The organism is Maribrevibacterium harenarium (assembly GCF_006385675.1).
GTDB classification, from domain to species: domain Bacteria; phylum Pseudomonadota; class Gammaproteobacteria; order Pseudomonadales; family Marinomonadaceae; genus Marinomonas; species Marinomonas harenarium.
Genome location: NZ_VFRR01000109.1, coordinates 1 through 1,337, shown reverse-complemented (window position 1 = coordinate 1,337; position 1,337 = coordinate 1). Strand labels below are relative to the sequence as shown.

At 44.7% G+C, this 1,337-nt stretch carries 1 protein-coding gene; it reads right to left on the bottom strand.

The window, feature by feature from the left end:
- Positions 1-270: 270 nt before the first annotated feature.
- Positions 271-1,293 carry an IS110 family RNA-guided transposase gene (locus tag FJM67_RS17300; protein WP_140591934.1) on the bottom strand — a complete coding sequence of 341 codons (1,023 nt, stop codon included), beginning with the start codon at positions 1,291-1,293 and terminating at the stop codon, positions 271-273.
- Positions 1,294-1,337: the final 44 nt, after the last annotated feature.

Genomic DNA, 1,337 nt, shown 5'->3' with positions numbered 1-1,337 from the left:
TTATATGGACCCGCCCGACTGTTGCAAGCTATTTCGATAACACAGAATAAAGTTGCACGCTTATATTCGGCCTACTTTTTTGAGCATATCTGCTCGGCCATAAAGAGATGTGCTCCCATTTTCCTAACTTCCTACTCGGCTTCTAAGAGCCACCTCGCTGCTTAGGATAAATGAGTCGATTTTATCTGTTTTGTCTTAATAGTCTGCGCAACGCTTTGGGTGTGCCTGTTTAACTTATTTGGGTTTTCGAATGTTGTACCGTTTTAGCTTTTAACGCTGATAACTCGTCTCTTTCATCATTAAGCACCAAACGATACGAGCCATTTTGTTCGCTAGAGCTACGACTATCTTATTGACGTGTTTGCCGCTGTCTTTCATGCGTTTTGCCCAATCGCTTAAACGACCACTGGATTCTTCTTTTAACAGAACCCGATAAGCCGATCGCGCACCATGTACCAGTTGCTTTCTAACGTGCTTATTCCCTCGTTTACTAATGCCTAGCAGTCGGTTTTTACCACCACTAGAAGCCTGTCTTGGGACTAAGCCTAGCGAGGCCGCAAAATGTCTGGCGCTGGCAAAACGCTTTGCATCTCCAGCATAACTCAGAAGCAACGAAGCATTGATTGGCCCAATCCCCGGGATTTCTAATAGTTTTTTACAGTCTTCATTCTCTTTCACATAGGTTTGAAGCATGACGTCATAGCGGTGTATGTGCGCTTCCGTTTCCAACCATTGCTCTCTCAGATCAGATAGCAACTGTCTACCTTGGTAAGTAATTGGCTGCTCCGCATCTTCTAGAATTCTAGGTAGCAGCACTCGAATACTGGCATGACCTGTTGGGATAATGACGCCCATGTCAGCCAGTATGCCTCTAAGTTCATTACCAATGGCTGTTTTCTCACGTACTAAGCGTTCTCGCACTCGATGAATCGCTTGCAGGTCAAGCTGCTCTTCACTTTTAACCATGACTGAGGGGACACCTTGGTGTGATGCTGCCATTGCAATCGCTGCGGCATCCCGCATGTCATTCTTGTGAACCTGAACAAAAGGCTTCACATACTGAGGAGAGATTACTTTGACTTTATGCCCCATCATTTCGAACATTCGAGCCCAAGCATGAGAGCCACTGCAGGCTTCCATGGCAATCAAACATGCAGGAAGGTTAGCAACGAACTCTTTTAGCTCTGATCTGTTTAAGCGTTTCTTTAAAACAGCTTTACCGCTTTTATTAACCCCATGTAATTGGAAAACATGTTTCGCCAAATCAATACCTAGGATGCTAATATTTTTCATAGGACTCGCTCCTTTTAACTTAGATGCCGGTTTGCTTGGTTTGC